The organism is Kutzneria chonburiensis (genome assembly GCF_028622115.1).
Classification (GTDB): Bacteria; Actinomycetota; Actinomycetes; order Mycobacteriales; family Pseudonocardiaceae; genus Kutzneria; species Kutzneria chonburiensis.
In genome coordinates, this window is the sequence record NZ_CP097263.1 from 6,859,584 (window position 1) to 6,875,670 (window position 16,087).

The 16,087-nt window shown below is 70.6% G+C and carries 17 protein-coding genes; 7 read left to right on the forward strand and 10 right to left on the reverse strand.

The window, feature by feature from the left end; all coding sequences use genetic code 11:
* The first annotated feature begins 117 nt into the window (after nucleotides 1-117).
* The 5 genes from M3Q35_RS31420 (at nucleotide 118) to M3Q35_RS31440 (ending at nucleotide 6,099) form a co-directional block, all read left to right on the forward strand.
* Nucleotides 118-330, forward strand: a complete 213-nt coding sequence (locus tag M3Q35_RS31420) for a helix-turn-helix domain-containing protein (RefSeq protein ID WP_273936157.1) — start codon at nucleotides 118-120, stop codon at nucleotides 328-330.
* A gap of 31 nt (nucleotides 331-361) precedes the next feature.
* Nucleotides 362-1,753: a hypothetical protein gene (locus tag M3Q35_RS31425; protein ID WP_273936158.1), complete on the forward strand. Its 1,392-nt coding sequence runs from the start codon at nucleotides 362-364 to the stop codon at nucleotides 1,751-1,753.
* 14 nt (nucleotides 1,754-1,767) lie between these two features.
* Nucleotides 1,768-2,823, forward strand: coding sequence for a PLL family lectin (locus M3Q35_RS31430; protein ID WP_273936159.1), 1,056 nt, complete (start codon nucleotides 1,768-1,770; stop codon nucleotides 2,821-2,823).
* 212 nt (nucleotides 2,824-3,035) lie between these two features.
* Nucleotides 3,036-4,523, forward strand: a complete 1,488-nt coding sequence (locus M3Q35_RS31435; RefSeq protein ID WP_273936160.1) for a PLL family lectin — start codon at nucleotides 3,036-3,038, stop codon at nucleotides 4,521-4,523.
* A 13-nt stretch (nucleotides 4,524-4,536) separates the two neighbouring features.
* On the forward strand, nucleotides 4,537-6,099 hold the full coding sequence (locus M3Q35_RS31440; RefSeq protein ID WP_273936161.1) for a PLL family lectin: 1,563 nt from the start codon (nucleotides 4,537-4,539) through the stop codon (nucleotides 6,097-6,099).
* 130 nt (nucleotides 6,100-6,229) lie between these two features.
* Here M3Q35_RS31440 and M3Q35_RS31445 read toward each other — a convergent pair whose 3' ends face one another.
* From M3Q35_RS31445 to proC, 6 genes are all read right to left on the reverse strand, one after another.
* A complete protein-coding gene (locus tag M3Q35_RS31445) occupies nucleotides 6,230-6,718 on the reverse strand; it encodes a hypothetical protein (protein WP_273936162.1) in 489 nt (162 codons plus the stop codon).
* Nucleotides 6,719-6,788: 70 nt separating this feature from the next.
* Nucleotides 6,789-7,766, reverse strand: coding sequence for a lysophospholipid acyltransferase family protein (locus tag M3Q35_RS31450; RefSeq protein ID WP_273936163.1), 978 nt, complete (start codon nucleotides 7,764-7,766; stop codon nucleotides 6,789-6,791).
* A 17-nt stretch (nucleotides 7,767-7,783) separates the two neighbouring features.
* Nucleotides 7,784-8,827, reverse strand: coding sequence for an NAD-dependent epimerase/dehydratase family protein (locus tag M3Q35_RS31455; RefSeq protein ID WP_273936164.1), 1,044 nt, complete (start codon nucleotides 8,825-8,827; stop codon nucleotides 7,784-7,786).
* A 201-nt stretch (nucleotides 8,828-9,028) separates the two neighbouring features.
* A complete protein-coding gene (locus tag M3Q35_RS31460) occupies nucleotides 9,029-9,130 on the reverse strand; it encodes a 30S ribosomal protein bS22 (protein WP_015105422.1) in 102 nt (33 codons plus the stop codon).
* A gap of 177 nt (nucleotides 9,131-9,307) precedes the next feature.
* On the reverse strand, nucleotides 9,308-9,526 hold the full coding sequence (locus tag M3Q35_RS31465) for a helix-turn-helix domain-containing protein (RefSeq protein WP_273936165.1): 219 nt from the start codon (nucleotides 9,524-9,526) through the stop codon (nucleotides 9,308-9,310).
* Nucleotides 9,527-9,828: 302 nt separating this feature from the next.
* Nucleotides 9,829-10,638, reverse strand: a complete 810-nt coding sequence (proC, locus tag M3Q35_RS31470) for a pyrroline-5-carboxylate reductase (protein ID WP_273936166.1) — start codon at nucleotides 10,636-10,638, stop codon at nucleotides 9,829-9,831.
* Between the two features lie 152 nt (nucleotides 10,639-10,790).
* On the opposite strand from proC, the gene M3Q35_RS31475 reads away from it, so the two are divergent.
* Entirely contained in the window at nucleotides 10,791-11,195 is a 405-nt protein-coding gene (locus M3Q35_RS31475) for a YciI family protein (RefSeq protein WP_273936167.1), read from the forward strand.
* Nucleotides 11,192-12,334: an RNA polymerase sigma factor gene (locus tag M3Q35_RS31480; RefSeq protein WP_273936168.1), complete on the forward strand. Its 1,143-nt coding sequence runs from the start codon at nucleotides 11,192-11,194 to the stop codon at nucleotides 12,332-12,334. Before M3Q35_RS31475 ends, M3Q35_RS31480 begins: the two co-directional genes overlap by 4 nt.
* Before the next feature lie 268 nt (nucleotides 12,335-12,602).
* Here the strand turns inward: M3Q35_RS31480 and M3Q35_RS31485 are convergent, their stop codons facing one another.
* The 4 genes from M3Q35_RS31485 to M3Q35_RS31500 are packed head-to-tail and all read right to left on the reverse strand — an operon-like array spanning nucleotide 12,603 to nucleotide 16,061.
* Nucleotides 12,603-13,448: a thioesterase family protein gene (locus M3Q35_RS31485; protein ID WP_273936169.1), complete on the reverse strand. Its 846-nt coding sequence runs from the start codon at nucleotides 13,446-13,448 to the stop codon at nucleotides 12,603-12,605.
* Nucleotides 13,445-14,371 carry a proline dehydrogenase family protein gene (locus M3Q35_RS31490; RefSeq protein WP_273936170.1) on the reverse strand — a complete coding sequence of 309 codons (927 nt, stop codon included), beginning with the start codon at nucleotides 14,369-14,371 and terminating at the stop codon, nucleotides 13,445-13,447. The genes M3Q35_RS31485 and M3Q35_RS31490 overlap by 4 nt, the downstream gene beginning before the upstream one ends.
* Before the next feature lie 49 nt (nucleotides 14,372-14,420).
* Nucleotides 14,421-15,212, reverse strand: a complete 792-nt coding sequence (locus M3Q35_RS31495) for a sugar phosphate isomerase/epimerase family protein (RefSeq protein ID WP_273936171.1) — start codon at nucleotides 15,210-15,212, stop codon at nucleotides 14,421-14,423.
* Nucleotides 15,213-16,061, reverse strand: coding sequence for a hypothetical protein (locus M3Q35_RS31500; protein WP_273936172.1), 849 nt, complete (start codon nucleotides 16,059-16,061; stop codon nucleotides 15,213-15,215).
* Between the last annotated feature and the right edge of the window lie 26 nt (nucleotides 16,062-16,087).

Sequence of the window (16,087 nt, forward strand, 5' to 3'; positions counted from 1 at the left end):
GGGTTGTCAACGGCATCTCGGTTTCAAACTGCGCCGTTCGGCCCAACCTTCTTGACGGCCCTGCCGGCCCGCTGTTTGAATCATTTCAATGAACACGGCAGACAGCGGGGGGCTGTGATGCTGACATTGACCACCGACGGCGCCATGAACCGGAACGACGTGACCCTGCTCGGCCTGCTGGCCACCGGGTTGCCCGCGGATTCCGTGGCCAAGCGGCTGAATCTGAGCCCGCGCACGCTGCGCCGACGGCTGCGCGAGGTGTGCGACAAGGTCGGGGCCGGCACCCCGATCGAGGCCGTCGCCTGGGCGGCCCGCCGCAATCTCATCTGAGCTGACCATCACTCATCTTCAGGAGCATTCCGTGACCGATGACGCACGCCTCGGTACGACCATGAGCCGCCGCTGGCTGTTCCGTGCCGCCGGTGTCGGCGCCGCCGCGCTGGCCGCCCCGGCCGTGGCCTCGGCGACGCCGCGGCCGGCCGTCACGCCCGCCGCCACCCCGTTGCAGCTGGGCAATGTGTGCAGCTCGACGCCGCTGTTCACCGACACACGCTTCCCGATCGGCGCGTTCTGGCCACCGCCGCCGTCCGCGTCGACCGCCGCCAACTACGCCGACATGGCGGGCGCCGGCTTCACCTTCTTCGTCACCGGCAACTACCAGCTCGACCCGCAGAGCATCGACTACGCGCTCGGTTTCGCCGACCAGAACAACCTCAAGGCGCTGGTGGCCACGGATCCGTCGGTCAAGGCGGTCGGCGAGATGTTCACCATCGACGACAGCCACTCCGGCCCGCTGACCATCAGCACCGCCGACGCCCGTGCGCTGGTCCAGCAGGCGACCGCGCGCTACGCCCGGCACACCTCCTTCGCCGGCTTCAGCCTCTACGACGAGCCGGACCTGTTGGGTTCCCGCAACGCCTCGCTGGGCAAGGCCACCCAGATCGTGCACGAGATGGCGCCGAGCGCGATGGCGTACACCAACCTCTCGTACGCGCTGGAAGTCGACTACGCCAAGACGCTGAGCAACTTCGTCAGCCAGGTCGCGCCGCCGCTGATCTCCTTCGACTACTACCCGCTGCGCCGCGACGGCGAGGCGACGAACTTCTTCCAGTGCTGGGCCCAGGTCCGGCAGGCCGGTCTGGCCAGCGGGCTGCCGACCTGGACCTACATCCAGACGCTGTCCAGCGGCCTGCTCAAGGAGCCGACCGCGGCCGACCTGGCCTGGCAGGTCAACGTCAGCCTGGCCTACGGCTGCAAGGGCATCCAGTACTTCACCTACTGGACGCCGGATCCGGGCCGCGGCGAGGGCTTCGGCCCGGCGCTGATCGACCTGAACGGCACCAAGACCGTCCGCTACGGCTACGCCCAGACGCTGAACAACACGTGGCTGGCCCCGGTGGGCAAGGAGCTGCTGCCGCTGGTGTCGGAGTCGGTGGTGCACGCCAACGAGAGCACCCAGACGCCCGGCACCACGCCGTTCAGCCCGGACGGTTATCTCACGTCGGTGTCGGGAACCGTTGTGGTGGGCCGATTCCGCAGCCCGAACAGCGCGGTCAAGGACCGTTGGGTGTTCGTGGCCAACCGGTCCAACACCGCCGCGGCCAACGTCACCTTGAACACCAACACCTCGACCGTGCACGGCATCGGCAAGTTCGACCCGAGCAAGGGCTCGTACACCGCGCAGTCCGGTTCGCAGATCACCGTGTCGCTGCCGGCCGGCGGCGCCGCCCTGTACCAGCTGAGCGCGTCATGACCGGGGGGAACACCATGAATCGTCGCAAAACCCTTGCGCCACTGGCGGTTCTGGTCGCGGTCATGGCCGTGGTCGTCGGCGCCGCCTTCTCCTTCGGCGCACGCCAGGACACCAGCCGACCGGTCGCCGTGACCGCGGCCGCCGGCAGCGCGTCCGACGCGCAGCTGGTGTTGCGCACCACGGGCAACGACCTGCTGCACACCATCCGGTCCACCGCCAACCGGACCTGGACGGCCGCCGGCAGCCTGCTCGACCAGACCAGCCGGCCGTCGAGCACGATCACCCACATCGCCAGCACCTACGTCAACGGCGACCTGGACATCGTGCTCAGCGACGCGACCGGCGTCTACCTGGCGGTACGGCACTCCGACGGCCGCTGGGAAGGCATACAGCGGATTGCCACCTGCGCCAACGTCACCTCGTTGGCCGCGGCCGCGGTCGGCACGGATCTCCAGGTCGTGATCGCGACCGACAGCGGCGCCAACCTCTTCCACGCCGTTCGCCACAGCGACGGCACATGGACCTCGCTCGGCGACGTGAAGAGCGTGGCCGGCGGGTTGACCGGGGCGATCACCCAGGTCGCTGCGGCCGGCGTGAACGGGCAGCTCCAGGTGGTGGCGCTGGCCGGGGGCAAGGTCATGCACGCCGTGCGGGACGCCGGCGGGACCTGGTCGAGCTTCGGCGACGTGCTCGCCGCGTACGACACCGGCCACGTGGTCGGTACGCCATCGGGGATCGCGGTGGGTGCGGTCGGCACCGGGCTGCAACTCCTGGTGCAGGGCGGTAACGGAACATCGTTGTGGCACATGGTCCGCGGCTCGGACGGCAACTTCAGTGCGCCCGGTGACGCGCTGAACGCCATGCACCATCCGGGGACCTTCGTTTCCGTCGCGGCCGCGGGCGTCAACGGCGATCTCCAGATTGCCTTGGTGGACAACGCCGGCGCCGTGTGGCACACGATCCGGCACAGCGGCGACGGATCATGGGACGCGGCCGCACAGCTGACGTCATCCGTCGTGCCGGGTATGCCGCCGTCGGGCGTGGTGGAGGCGGCGATCGCCGGCAGCTGATCCGTACGTAGTCCACTGAGGACGCTCGTCGGGCTGAAAAGGCCTGGCGGGCGTCCTTTTTCGTGAGCGGTGCGTGGCCGGATCCGGCCACACCAAAGCCTTTCCCGGTGTGCTCTTCGCTTGTAGCGTTGTTCTTGGTTGAAGCGATTCAAACGCTTCCCGCCCCTGACGTTCATCGCTCCCTGACACATCAAGGTGAAGGTGGCATTCCCATGTTCTCGTCCGCTGTTCGGACCGGCTCGACCACGTCCGGCCTGCGCCGGCTGATGACGGCCGGCCTGCTCACCGCCGTGGCCGCGAACGGCCTGACCACGTTCGCGGCCCCGCAGGCCGGCGCCGCGTCCTCGGTCGACGGCCCGATCACCCGCAGCGAGGTGCTGGCCAGAGCGCAGTACTGGGTCGACAAGCATGTGCCCTACAGCCAGTCGGTGTACGCCCCCGATCCGCAGGGCCGCGGCTACCGCTCCGACTGCTCGGGCTACGTCTCGATGGCCTGGCACCTTGGCACCAGCCTGGTCACCCAGACCCTGCCGCAGGTCTCCACCCAGATCTCCTACGACGACCTGCTGCCGGGCGACGCGCTGGACAAGGAGTCGGAGCACGTCGTGCTGTTCGACCACTGGGTGGACGGCGCGCACACGCTGGCCCAGGTCTACACCGAGCCGGACTTCGGCCAGTTCGCCAAGCACGAGAACTGGACCAGGTCGACGCTGCTGTCCGAGGGCTACCACGCCTACCGCTACAAGAAGATCGTCAACGACGTGGCCCAACCGCAGCCGCTGCAGATCGGCGCGATCACCGGCAATGGCGGCCTTTTCCACACCATCCGCAACACCGACGGCACCTGGGCCGGCGGCTTCGGCGACGTTGACACGCAGGCCGGCCCCCTCGACATCGTCGCCGCCGACGGCGCGCTGACCGGCGGCGACATGCAGATCGTGGCGATCTCCCGTGACGGCAAGCTGCACCACACGGCCCGCCTGGCCAACGGGAACTGGCTGCCCTGGGGCGATGTGAACGCCCAGACCGGCGCGAGCTTCACCGCCGCCGATGTGGCCGTGGCCTCGGTGGACAACGAGCTCAACATCGTCGTCACGGACACCGACGGCACTGTGTGGCACGCCATCCGCCACCTCGACGAGAGCTGGACCGCGTTCGGCAACGTCAACGTCGAGGCCGGCAGCGCCGACGGCAAGGCCGTCAAGGTCTCCGCCACCGCCGTGCACTCGCCGTCCGGCTCCGACACCGACCTGCACGTGGCCGTCACCAACGCCGACGGCAAGATCTGGCACACCGGCCGCAAGCACGAGGACGGCACCTGGCTGCCCTTCGGCGACGTCGAGGTGCAGGCCGGCCCGCTGGCCAAGGTGGCCGACATCGCCATCGCCGGCACCGGCGTCGATCTGCAGATGCTGGCCGTGACGGCCGACGGCAAGATCTTCCACACCGGCCGCAAGTCCGACGGCACCTGGCTGCCCTTCGGCGACGTGATCGCCGCGACCGGCACCCCGTTGGCCAGCAACGCCGTCACGATCGACGCCGCCGGCGAGCCCAACGGCGATCTGCACGTGGTCATCGGCACCGCCGACGGCAAGGTCGTGCACACCGCCCGCAAGACCGACGCCACCTGGCTGCCCTTCGGCGACGTCGAGTCGCAGACCAGCAACCCCGGCACCGTCGTCAACGTCACCGCGGCCTGAGAGGCGAACTTCCATGCCTAGCAACGTTTTACGCGCCGCCGTCGCGGGCGCCGGCGTAGTCGCCGCACTGGCCACCGGCCCGCTCGCCTCGGCCGACACCGCGTCCACCGGCAGCCCGACCCTGTCCAACGCCGCGCTGGCCACGGCGTCGACCGCACCGTGCGAGGCCGGCGGCGTCACCGCCGCCGACAACGCACTGGCCCACCAGCTCTCGCCGACCCTGAACGGCCCGCGGCTCGGCCCGAGCGTCAACGGCTACCAGGTCTCCTGCGCCCGGGTGATCATCGAGACGGTCCAGGGCCGTGGCTTCACCAACTCGCGGGCCGCCGTGATCGCGGTGACCACCGCCATCACCGAGAGCAACCTCCAGAACCTCACCCAGGCCCTTGACCACGACAGCCTCGGCCTGTTCCAGCAGCGGGCGTCGTGGGGCACGGTGGAGCAGCGAGAGAACCCGACCTTCGCCACCAACAGCTTCCTCAACCACATGGTCAACCTGCCGCCGCAGTACCCGCGCTGGGACGTCGACCCGGACATCGGCGACGTGTGCCAGCACGTGCAGATCTCGGCCGACCAGGCCGCGTACGACCCCGAGGTGCACGACGCGACGGCCCTGGTCAACGCGCTGTGGAACAACACGTCCACGTCGCCGCAGCCGCTCCAGGTGCTGGCCGCGACCAGCAACGGCGGTCTGTTCCACACCATCCGCAACACCGATGGCACGTGGGCCGGTGCCTTCGGCGATGTCGAGGCGCAGATCAGCAAGCTCGACGTCGTCGCCGTCGATGCCGCCCGCACCGGCGGCGACACCCAGATCGTCGCGGTGACCCGGGACGGCCGCCTGTTCCACACCGCGCGGCTGGCCAACGGCAGCTGGCTGCCGTGGGGCGACGTGCTGGCCGTCACCGGCGCCGGCTTCAAGGTCGCCGATGTCGGTGTGACGTCGGTGAACAACGAGCTCAACGTGGTCGTCAGCGACACCGACGGCAACGTGTGGCACGCCATCCGCCACACCACGGAGGACTGGACCGCCTTCGGCAACATCAAGGTCGAGGCCGGCGACTACATCGGCAAGGCGGTCAAGGTCTCGGCCGCGGCGGTCAAGTCGCCCAACGGCGCCATCTCCGACCTGCACGTGGCCGTGGTCAACGACGCCGGCAAGATCTGGCACACGGCCCGCAAGTCCGAGGACGGCACGTGGCTGCCCTTCGGCGACGTCGAGACGCAGGCCGGCCCGCTGGCCCCGGTGGCCGACATCGCCATCGCCGGCACCGGCGTCGACCTGCAACTGGTCGCCGTCACGACCGACGGCAAGATCTGGCACACCGGCCGCAAGTCCGACGGCACCTGGCTGCCTTTCGGCGACGTCATCGCCGCCACCGGCACTCCCCTTTCCGGCGCCGCCACCATCGACGCCGCCGGCGAGCCCAACGGTGATCTGCACGTGGTCATCGGCACCGCCGACGGCAAGATCTGGCACACCGCCCGCAAGACCGACGGCACCTGGCTGGGCATCGGCGATGTCGAGTCCCAGACCAGCAACCCCGGGGCGATCGTCAACCTGACGGCCGCCTGAGCCCCCTCCCCGGGGAAAGGCCGCTCGGCCGTCACCAGTGGACGGCCGAGCGGCCGCTCGAGCCACCTTCCCTCCCCGAAAATGCCGCCCGGGACGTCCACTGTGGACATCCCGGGCGGCTGCCTCGCGGTCAGGTGGTGACGGTCAGCGCGAAGTTGATCCGGTCCGGCGTCGGATAGGTGATCGTTCCTTCGCCTTTGGCGTTGGCGTACTGGCCGGTGCCGCCGACCACGGCCAGCGGGTTCTGCACCGGCGACGGCAAAACCATGGGGTGCATGGAGCTCAGGTGCAGCTCGCCCTTGCCGCCGGCGGTCAGCCGCAGCACGATCTTCATCTGCACGATCAACTTCGCCGGGTTGTCGGCGGTCACGTTGACCACGGTGCCGATCATCGAGCCGTCGCCGGCCGTGGCCCCGGACGAGTCGAAGACGGCCAGCAGCATGGCGAAAGTCGTGCCGACCACGGCCTTGTCCAGCGGGGAACTGGCAGTCCTGCTGGCGACGAAGGTCGACTGGTCGTTCGTCGTCGCCGACGCGGTGCGGGCGCCGGCGACGACCAGCCCACCGGCGGCCATCGCCGGCGCCGCGAGCAAAGCGGATCTCCGCGACCACAGCGCCATCGGATCACGGTACGCACCGGCAGCCCGTTTGCGCTGGTCAGTGCCCCGATCGAGTGACCATGTCGGTGACTCAGCCGAGCCAGACGTTGCGACGCTGGGTGAGCAGCCGGTAGAGGGTCTGCTGGATGGTCTCCCGGACCTGGTCGGTCAGGTTGAACACCAGCATCGGGTCCTCGGCCGCGCCCGGCTCGTACTGGTCGGTCCTGATCGGCTCGCCGAACTCGATGTACCACTTGGACGGCAGCGGCACCGCGCCCAGCGGCCCCAGCAGCGGGAAGGTCGGCGTGACCGGGAAGTACGGCAGCCCGAACAGCCGGGCGATCAGCTTGATCTCGCCGATCTTCGGGTAGATCTCCTCGGCGCCGACGATGGACACCGGGATGATCGGCGTACGGGTCCGCAGCGCCGCCGACACGAAGCCGCCGCGGCCGAAGCGCTGGAGCTTGTACCGGTCCTTGTAGGGCTTGCCGACGCCCTTGAAGCCCTCCGGCCACACGCCGACCAGCTCGCCGCCGCGCAGCAGCCGCTCCGCGTCCGGGTTGCAGGCCAGGGTCTGGCCGGTCTTGCGGGCGATGGAGCTGATCATCGGCAGCCGGAACACCAGGTCGGCGCCGAGCATGCGCAGGTGCCGGTTGGCCGGGTGGTGCTCGTGCACCGCGACCGCGGTCATCACCGAGTCCATCGGCAGCGTGCCCGAGTGGTTGGCCACCAGCAGCGCGCCGCTGTCGGCCGGCACGTTGTGCAGGCCGATGGTCTCCACCCGGAACCACTTCTCGTACAGCGGCCGCAGCAGCGGCATCATCACGTTGTCGGTCAGCTCGCGGTCGAAGCCGAACTCGTCGACCTGGTAGTCGCCGGTGATCCGGCGGCGCAGGAAGGCCAGCGTGTCGGCCAGCCGGCGCTCCCACTCGGGACCGGTCTCGGCCGCCTTGGCGGCGGTGTCCGCGGGCGGCGGCACCTGCTCCATCCGGGGCCGGGCGGGCGGCGCCGTGCGGGGCGCGGGCCGGTCGGTCGTGTTGTGCAACGGGATCACACGTGCGTCGGGCATGGGTTCCACCTCCTCACTCACCTGATCGGGATGCGGGCGGCGAGGTCGAGAATGCCCCGCTCCGCCGCCGTCAGGGTGTCCACGTCGATCGCCGGGCGCAGCGCCCGGCCGCTCACGTAGTCGTCGAACGCCTGTGTTGTCGTCCAGCGCGGCGTGAAGCCGAAGTCACGCTGGAGCAGGGTCGTGTCCACGACGCGGCCGAAGTTCAGGAACCGCATCTGGTCGGGCGAGAAGTCGACCAGCCGCGCGCTGCGCACCAGCCGGCCGACGGTGGGCACCGCCATGCTCGGCACCGGCAGCGCGACCCGGCCGGCGCGGCGGATCGCCTGGGAGAGCATCAGCACGCCGTCGCCGCCGACGTTGAACACGCCGGGCAGGTCGTGCTGGGTGGCCCGCTCCATCACGGCCAGCGCGTCCTCGGAGTGCAGCAGCTGCATCCGGGCGTCGTAGCCGAACACCGTCGGCACGACCGGCAGGGCGAAATACCTGGTCAGCACGGTGTCGATGCGTGGGCCGATGAAGTTGGTGAAGCGCAGCGTGGTCACCGCGACGTCCGGACGGCGCCGGGAGAAGCCGCGGACGTAGCCCTCGACCTCGACCGCGTCCTTGGCGTAGCCGCTGGACGGCAGCGCCTTGGGGGCCATGTCCTCGGTGAACATCGCCGGGTCGCGGGAGCTGGCGCCGTAGACCGCGCTGGTCGACTTGACCACCAGGCGGCGCACCACCGGCGAGCGCTGGCAGGCGGCCAGCAGCTGCATGGTGCCGATGACGTTCATCTCCTTCATCGCCGTGCGGCCGGTTGGTCCGGCCGGGTTGGCGGTGACGGAGGCGTGCACCACGGTGTCGACCCGGGCGCTGGCGATGACCTTGGTGATGAGCGGGTTGCGGATGTCGGCGCGGACGAACTCCGCCCGGCCCATCCGGCGGAGCAGGTCGCGGGGCGGTGGCACGGTGTCCACGCCGAGGACCCGTTCGATGGACGGGTCGGCGGCCAGGCGCGCGGCGAGGTGGCCGCCGAGGAAGCGGCTCACTCCGGTGACGAGTACGACATTGGGCGCCATGCGACTCCCTGCAAAGGCGGCGACGCGAGCGATGCTACTCGTCGTGACGGGCCGAAACAGGGGCCAGGTACACAGCATTGACGCAGGTCACGCCGGTTTTACCCCGGTCTCACCCGATCGGCGGGATCTGGTCGCGCACCCGTAACGAAGCACGGCACCCGCGCGATCGCGCGGGTGCCGACAGGCTTCAGGCCGAGCGCGTCACTTGCCGCGCTTGCGCCGCTGCACGCGAGTCTTGCGGAGCAGCTTGCGGTGCTTCTTCTTCGACATGCGCTTGCGACGCTTCTTGATGACCGAGCCCATACGGGATCCTTAGGTGTAGACGGTGTGGTCTTGGTGGTGCCCTCGTGCTGCACAGGGCTGCCGAGCCCCTGCCGCCGCGGGTAGCGGCCATGGCACCGAGCACGAACGACCTATCACTTTACCCGCATGACCGAGCCCGGCTGGCACAGGTACCAGCCGGGCGGTCACTCGGTCGATTCAGCCCGCGTCGTAGTACGCGTTCTCCAGGTAGTCCTGCACCGCGCTTTCCGTCACGCGGAACGACTTGCCCACCCTCACGGCAGGCAGTTCGCCCGAGTGCACCAGGCGGTACACGGTCATCTTCGAGACCCGCATCACCTTCGCCACCTCGGCGATGGTCAGGAACTGCACCTGTGCGAGCCCGGGATGTGCTGTCTCCTTCTGCTGCGCCGGCATGTGTCACCGCGTCCTTAAACACGTGTCGCGCCGTCGGCTTCCCCACCGGCGGTACCGACACGCACGTGCTCATCCGAGCGTAGCGGGACGCATGGGGCTGCTGCGACGTTCGCGCCGCGCTGTGCGCCCAGTGGTGTCGGGATCCACCCGTACGCACCACCCTGGCCGCTCGGTTCGACCATTCGGCAGCCCCACCACGTCGCTCGCCGATCCCCGCTCACTTTCGAATGTCACATGCGGCGCATACTTGCCTCCCTGAGGCACCTGCGGACCGCATGTGACATCGCTTCGGGGCCGCGGGGTTAAACGTCGTGGGCGCGGCCGAGCTCGGCGGAGCGGTCGCGGGCCGCTTCGATCGCCGCCAGCAGCGCCGCCCGGACCCCGTGCTTCTCCAGCTCGCGGATCGCCATGATCGTGGTGCCCGCCGGGGACGTGACGGCCTCACGCAGCGTGACCGGATGCTCCCCGGAGTCGGCCAGCATCGCCGCCGCCCCCACCGCCGACTGGATGATCAGCTGCGCCGCCGTCGCCCTGGGCAGCCCCAGCAGGATCCCCGCGTCGATCATCGCTTCGACCAGGAAGAAGAAGTAGGCCGGCCCCGATCCCGACAAGGCGGTCACCGCGTCCTGCTGGGCTTCCGGGACCCGCAGCACCTTGCCCACGCTGCCCAGCAGCTTGTCCACCAGGTCCAGGTGTTCCGGCGTCGCGTGCGCCCCGGCCGAGATCGCGCTCATCGCCTGCCCCACCAACATGGGCGTATTCGGCATGACCCTTACCACCGGCGTCCCCTCCGGCAGCTCCCGCTCGTACAGCGCCGTCGGCAGGCCCGCGCACAGCGACACCACCAGCGTGCCCGGCTTCAGCAGCGCGTTCAGCTCCGTGAGCAGCGGGTCGATGTCTTGCGGCTTCACCGCCACCACCAGCACCTCGGCCGCCGCCGCCGCCCCCGCCACCGTGACCGCCCGCACCCCGTACCGCTCCGTCAGCTCCCGGCAGCGCTCCTCGTAACGCTCCGTGAACATCAGGTCGCCCGGCCCCCACCCGGCGTCCAGCAGCCCGGACAGCAGCGCCTCACCGATCTTGCCTGCCCCCAGCACCGCGATCGTCGTCATACCGAACAGCCTGCCAGCCACCGCCAGCCGGTTTCACGACCGGGGTCACGCCCCTCGGCGAAGTCTCCGAGATTTTTCCGGCGGGTTGTCGAGAATGGGGCGGCGGCTCCGTCCCAGGGGCATCAGAGGGGTCCGAACGAAGGAGAACGGCCATGAAGTACCTGCTGCTCAAGCACTACCGCGGCGCGCCGGAGCCGGTGAACTGCGAGCCGATGGACAAGTGGACGCCGGCCGAGGTGGACGCGCATATCCAATACATGCGGGACTTCGCGGCCAAGCTGGAGCAGACCGGCGAGTTCGTGGACGCGCAGGCGCTGGCGCCGGAAGGGGCCTGGGTGCAGTACGGCGGCGAGGGCAAGCCGGCGGTGACGGACGGGCCGTTCGCGGAGACGAAGGACCTGATCGCGGGCTGGATGATCATCGACGTCGAGTCCTGGGAGCGCGCGGTTGAGCTGGCCGGGGAGCTGTCGGCGGCGCCGGGCAAGGACGGGCTGCCGATCCACGAGTGGCTGGAGGTCCGCCCCTTCATGAACGAGCCGCCTACTGTGACGGAGTGAACGAATCCCTGCTGCGGGAACTGGTCCCCGCAGTGATCGGCGTCCTCGTCCGGCGCGGTGCGGACTTCGCCTCGGCCGAGGACGCGGTGCAGGAAGCCCTGATCAAGGCCCTGGAAACGTGGCCGGACGACCCGCCGCGGGATCCGAAGGCGTGGCTGGTGGCGGCGTCGTGGCGCAAGTTCCTCGACGCCGTCCGGTCGGAGTCGTCACGGCGCGGTCGTGAGCTGGCCACCGAGGTGGAGCCCGCGGCCGGCCCGGTGCCGGACACCGACGACACGCTGCGGCTGTTCTTCCTGTGCGCCAACCCCGACCTGCCCCCGGCCGCCGCCGTCGCCCTCACGCTCCGTGCCGTCGGCGGCCTCACCACCCGGCAGATCGCCGACGCCTACCTGGTGCCCGAGGCGACCATGGCCCAGCGGATCAGCCGGGCCAAGAAGAAGATCGAGGGGCAGCGCCTTGACCGTCCCGGTGATCTCGGGACCGTGCTTCGGGTGCTCTACCTGGTGTTCAACGAGGGCTACAGCGGCGACATCGACCTCGCCGCCGAGGCCATCCGCCTCACCCGTCAGCTCGCCGACCTCACCAACGAGGAGCCCGAGGTCGCCGGCCTGCTCGCCCTCATGCTCCTGCACCACGCCCGGCGCCCCTCCCGCACCGGTCCCGGCGGCCGCCTGATCCCGTTGGCCCAGCAGGACCGTTCCCGTTGGGACACCAATTTGATCGCCGAGGGTGTCGTCATCCTCCAGGTGGCGCTGCTTCGCGACCGCCTCGGCGAGTACCAGGCCCAGGCCGCCATCGCCGCCCTGCACGCCGACGCCCCCAGCGCCGAGGAGACCGACTGGGTGCAGATCGTCGAGTGGTACGACGAGCTCTTGCTCATCACCGACAGTCCCGTCGTCCGCCTCAACCGCGCCGTCGCCGTCGGCCAGGCCGACGGTCCAGCAGCCGGCCTCAAGGCCCTCGCCGACCTCGACCCCGGCCTGCCCCGCTACGCCGCCGTCACCGCCTACCTGCACGAGCGCGCCGGCGACCTCGCCCAGGCCGCCGACCTCTACGCCCAGGCCGCCCAGTCCGCCTCCAGCCTCGCCGAACGCGACCACCTCACCCGGGAGGCAGCCCGCGTGCGGCAGTTGCTCTGAGCTCACGCTTTGCCGCCATGCTGACCTGGATCGCGGACTTCCTGATCGGGGCGTACGTCTGTGCCGAGCTGCACCACGATCCTGCCGCGTGGGAGACCCTGACAGGCACACGCCATCGACGTGCTGAGGTGCTCTGGATAGCGCGAAGCCCGGGGTCCCACGACAACGCGGGCACGATCCCGGGCTCACTTCCGAGCGCGTCCGCGAACCGCTCAGCCTGTGCTGAAGGTAGCAGGTTGTGGCAGCCATGTGGCGGCTGCATTGCGGCTCAGCTGCTGTTGGTCTCCTGGGGGCTCAGGGCCAGCTGGCGGGACTGGCAGACGAGGCGGCCGGAGGAGTCGAGGATGGTGGCGTCCTGGTCGAACCACTGGCCGTGGACGGCGCGGCATTCGACCTGGGCGCGGAGCCAACCGGGCTCGGGACGGGCGCGGACGAGGCCGGTGAGCTGGACGGTGGGGGACCAGCCGAAGCGGCCGAGGTTGAAGGTCAAGGGCATGGCGATGTCACCGGCGACCAGGGCGAAGAAGGGGTCGGGCTGCTCGCCGCCGCGGGGGCGGACCCACATGCGCAGACGGAGGGGATCGCCGGTGCGGCGTTCGAGGAAGCCGGCGCCGATGGGGTCCACCAGGACCTCGCACGCCCGGGCGAGCTTGAAGACGCCGACGGCGTTGGGGAGGGAGCCGAGGTCGATGGCGTTGGCCGGGGGCAGGACGGGGAGCTCGGGAAGGTCCCGCCACGCCGGACGTTCCTCAGGCAGCCGGCCGACGGTGACCATGGCCTCGACGCACGCGGAGCCCCGCTGCTCGAGGGACACCCGGACGACCACCACCGTCCGGCCGGTCTTGCGGACCTCGGTCTTGAGCATCACCGGCCCGACCGAAGGCGCACGCAGGAACTGGGCGCTGACGGCGAGGGGATCGACGAGCTCGCTGCCGGAGCCCTCGACGACCTGCACGCCGGCCCGCGCCAACAACGCGAGCAAGAAGCCGCCATGGGGCTTGGTGCCGACGGTCCAGTCCGGCGGCAGGTCCGCGATGGCGGTGCCGTCACCGAGTGGGCGCACGGCGGACGCGGCCGAGAACGGCCGGATCGCCGGCGCCTGACCGGCGCTCATGACCGCCCGACCAGGGACCGGAGGAAGAACGCCGTGTTCGCGGGGCGTTCGGCCAGCCGCCGCATCAGGTAGCCGTACCACTGTTCGCCGTAGGGCACGTAGACACGCACCGCCTCACCTGAGTTGACGAGCCGGAGCTGCTCGTCGGGTCGGATTCCGTACAGCATCTGATATTCGTAGCTACCTGGTTTACGGCCGTACCACAGCGCGCGTTCGGCGATCACCGAGACAAGTCTCGGATCGTGGGTGGCGAACATGGGGTAGCCACGCCCGGCCAGCAGCGCGTTTGCGCAGCGTACGTAGCTCAGATCGACCTCGTGCGGGTGCGAAAAAGCCACCGAGGGCGGCTCCGCATATGCCCCTTTGCACAGCCGAACGCGCGATCCGGTGCCGGCCAGGGCCACGCAGTCGTCGAGGGTGCGGCGCAGGTACGCCTGCACCACGGCCCCGACCCACGGCCAGGTCCGCCGGAGCTCGGCCAACACCCGCAGGGTGGAGTCGGTGGTCGTGTGGTCTTCCATGTCCAACGTGATCGTGGTGCCGCACTGCTCGGCCGCGGCGGCGATGCGCGAGGCGTTGTCCAGGGCAAGCCGCTCGTCCAGCGCCTGCCCGACGGCCGAGAGCTTCACGCTGACCTCGGCGTGCCGGGCCAGCCCGTCGGCGTGCAGCCGGTCGAGCAGCCGCAGGTAGGCCTGCACGGTCTGTTCGGCCTGCACCTCGTCGGTGGTGTCCTCGCCGAGGTAGTCCAGTGACACCGACAGCCCGTCGGCCACCAGCCGCGAGGTGACGGCGACGACGTCGTCGGTGCTCTCACCCGCGACGAACCGGCGCACGACGTCCCGGCTCACCGGCGCGGTCGCCACGAGCCTGCGGACGGCGTCGTTGGCGCCGGCCGCGAGGATCAGGGTTCGCAGCGGATGCACGGCGCGACTCTACGTCCCAACCGACGATCACGGTTAGCGAAGTTACCGATCAGTTCTGCCCAAGGTTGAGCCGTGCGAACAGCAAGGCCTCGGCCAGTTCCGCGGCCCGCTCGCCCGGACCACGGGCCTTGCGGGTGTTGACCTCCAGCACGACCTGCCCGGCGAAGTCGGAGGCGGCCAGCTGCTCGCAGAACGTCGCGCAGGGCGCCGTGCCCCGCCCGGGCACGAGGTGCTCGTCGCGCGGCGCGCCACTGCCGTCGGCCAGGTGGACGTGCACCAGGCCGGCCCCCATGCGCTGGGCCATGGCCAACGGATCCATCTGCGCGGCGGCGGTGTGCGAAAGATCCAGCGTGTAGTGCTTGTGCCCAACGTCGGTCGGGTCGACGGACGGCTTGAACGCCGACAGCTCGGTGCCCCGCAGCCGCACCGGGAACATGTTCTCCACGGCGATCGCGACGCCGCTGGACTCGCTGAGCTCCTCGACCAGCTCCGGGAAGCGCTCGGCGTAGCGGCGCTGCCAGCGGAACGGCGGGTGCACGACCACGGTCGGGGCGTCCAGCACCTGCGCGGCGGTCACCGCGCGGCGCAAGCGGATCACCGGATCCGACGACCACACCCGCTGGCTGATCAGCAGGCACGGCGCGTGCACGGCCAGCACCGGCACGCCGTGCCGGTCGGACAGCTCCAGCAGGGCGTCCATGTCCTGGCTGACCGGGTCGGCCCAGACCATCACCTCGACGCCGTCGTAGCCGAGCTCGCCGGCCAGCTCGAAGGCGGCGCCGGCCGACTCCGGGTACACCGACGCGGTCGACAGCCCGATCGGGATGGGTCGCGGGGCCAACTAGTGGCCGATCAGCCGCAGCGCGGCCGGCGACACCGTGACGATCAGCCCGACCAGCACGGCGAGCACCATGGTCTGTAGGTCGTCGGCCTTGCGGATGCGCCGCACGACGATCACCAGCGCGACGATCACCGCGACCGCGGCGGCCAGGGCGGCCGCCGGCAGCGCGTTCCACAGCCACTGGAAGCCCAGCCACAGCGCGGCGCCGCCGACGACGCCGATGGCCAGCTGGGCGATCATCATCAGCCACTGCTTGGCCGGGGAGCCCTCGGCCTGCCCGTCGTCCTCGGCCTCGTCCGTGTCCAGCGCGCCGTCCACGCCCGCCGGCGCGGCATCGTGGTCAACGGCGTACTGCTGGTAGTCGTACTCGTAGTCGTCGTCATCGTCGTCCACGAGCGGGCCGGGGTGGGCCTGGGTGCCGGGACCGGTGAACGGGCCGCTGTCGTCGAGCAGCGGCCCGGGGTGCGCCTGGGTGCTCTCGCCGATCGCCGGGATGCGCGGCATCACGTCGGTGACGCCTTCCTGCGGCGGCGCGCCGTTCAGCCGGTTGGCCAACGGGTTCGGCGGCGGCATGTCGCCGGTGATCGGCGGCAGGTACGTGGTCTCCGCGGCCGGGTCCACCGGCGGGGCGCCGGGCGGCGTCGGCCGGAAATAGCCGGTCGGCTGCGCCTGCTGGGACGGCTGCTGCGGCGACTGGCCCGGCTGCGGAGGCTGGCCGGCGGCCGGCGGCTGCCGCATGAGGTCGTTGCGCGACAGGTTGGTCCGCGACGACTCGATACGCGGCGGAGGCGGCGGGGCCGTGCGGCCGGCCGGCGGCGTACCGGGGCCGGGGCGTACCGGCGGGCGCATGCCGGTGGCAGTGGCCTGCGAGGCGG